Annotated in this window: 3 protein-coding genes; all 3 read right to left on the bottom strand. The window is 42.8% G+C overall.

Annotation, left to right across the window (positions count from 1 at the left end):
* Positions 1-613 (bottom strand): ABC transporter transmembrane domain-containing protein (locus SPADD19_RS12200; RefSeq protein ID WP_241496373.1); only part of this gene is annotated, 613 nt, incomplete at its 3' end.
* A complete protein-coding gene (locus SPADD19_RS00790; protein WP_049474066.1) occupies positions 610-1,056 on the bottom strand; it encodes a MarR family winged helix-turn-helix transcriptional regulator in 447 nt (148 codons plus the stop codon). The genes SPADD19_RS12200 and SPADD19_RS00790, both read right to left, overlap by 4 nt.
* 137 nt (positions 1,057-1,193) lie before the next feature.
* Positions 1,194-1,604, bottom strand: a complete 411-nt coding sequence (locus SPADD19_RS00785; RefSeq protein WP_061454953.1) for a peptide deformylase — start codon at positions 1,602-1,604, stop codon at positions 1,194-1,196.
* Positions 1,605-1,612 lie beyond the last annotated feature (8 nt).

Genomic DNA, 1,612 nt, shown 5'->3' with positions numbered 1-1,612 from the left:
GCACCCCAGTCAAACTCTCCCGTGTCGTCGCATTCAAGGCATCGGTCAAACCCTGAACCTTTTGCTGGCGCGGAAAGGCAATCAGAACAAGAACAGAGAGAAGAATCAAGACCATCAAGACCGCAATCCCAACAGACGTTGTCCAGGCACTGCTCTTCCCCCAAATCTTGGTCAGAGCCCAAATCGCCATAATGGGACCACGCGTCACAACTTGCATCCCCATGACAATCATGATTTGTAACTGGGTCAAATCATTGGTTGTACGAGTTAAGAGAGAGGGAACGGAGAATTTCTTGATCTCGGCATCAGAGTAATCCATCACTTGATGGAAAATCTCTCCTCTAAGTCGCGTCGTAAAGCTGGCAGCGACTCTTGAAGCCAAAAAGCCCACAAAAACTGCCATCAAAAAGCTTCCAAAAGAGAAGAGCAACATCTTGCTTCCCGGATCCATAATATCAGAAACCTTGGTCCCATCCTTAGCTAAGAGGGTCGTGATATCAGATAAGTATTCAGGAGTCTTTAAATCCATCCAAACAGCCAGACAGATAAAGACCGTACTAAGGGCAATCATGCCCCATTCTTTGGCGGTTAACCGCCGAAACATATTGATCATTCCTCGCTCCTTTTTTTCATATTCTCATAAAATTGATGCATGACCTTGAAAAAGATGGCCAATTCTTCTTCTGATACACCAGCCATCATCTTCTGGTCCACTTCCTCAAAGAATTGTTTCATGTCATTCAACTTATTTTTCACACTGTCTGTTAGGTAGACATACTTGGCCCGTTTATCGGTCGGACTAGCCTCTAAATAAATAAAGCCATTTTTCTCCATCCGCTTGATCAGGTTACTCGTCACGGATTTTGAGATATGAAGTTCCTGCTCAACATCCCGAATCAAGGTCACTTTTCCCTCTTTCTCACGATGAGATAAAAAGCTCAATACCTGACCTTGGGGTCCTGCGCTAAATTCAAGCCCTCTCTTCTTGGCCTCTCTTTCTACCATGAGGTGAATGAGATGGCCGATTTTTTTAAATTCTTGTAAAGGTTTGTCCATCATTTCCTCCAAATAGTTCTCTTAAGAACTTTAAAGTTACTATGAGAACTATTTTAACACAAAAAAGATCCCTGTCAAGAAAAAAAGTTTCCATAAGAACTAAAAAAATGGAGCCGAATCGACTCCATCCTTCATCTTTAGATAATAATGCCTTCTAGATGATCCATTTCATGCTGACAGATCTGGGCTGGAAAACCTGTCAAATGAATTGTTTTTGCTTTCCAATTCACATCTCGATAGGTCACTGTAATCTCCTCATAACGAGTGGTCGGCCGACTCCCCATCAAGGACAAGCATCCTTCCTCTGTTTGGTAAGGCTTTTTATTTTCAAGGAGAACCGGATTAAACAGGACCAGATTTTCACTTCCCATTCGGATGATAATCGCCCGTTTTTTCACCCCGATCATATTAGCCGCTAAACCGACACACTCAAGGAGATGAGCATTTAAGGTGTCCTGCAAATCCAAAGCCAAGGTGCGATCCTCAGGTGTCGCTTCTTCTGACTTTTGACCCAAGAATAAGACATCTTTTACAATATTCTTTTTCATTCCTTCCT

The sequence above is a fragment of the Streptococcus parasanguinis genome (genome assembly GCF_001578955.1).
Taxonomy (GTDB): domain Bacteria; phylum Bacillota; class Bacilli; order Lactobacillales; family Streptococcaceae; genus Streptococcus; species Streptococcus parasanguinis_U.
The sequence above is the reverse complement of the archived record's forward strand: the minus strand, read 5'-3'. Positions and strand labels throughout refer to the sequence as shown.

Bases quoted from the DNA above. Each gene is read 5' to 3' on its own strand.
- SPADD19_RS00790 (WP_049474066.1), bottom strand. From the start codon at position 1,056: ATGGACAAACCTTTACAAGAATTTAAAAAAATCGGCCATCTCATTCAC.
- SPADD19_RS00785 (WP_061454953.1), bottom strand. From the start codon at position 1,604: ATGAAAAAGAATATTGTAAAAGATGTCTTATTCTTGGGTCAAAAGTCA.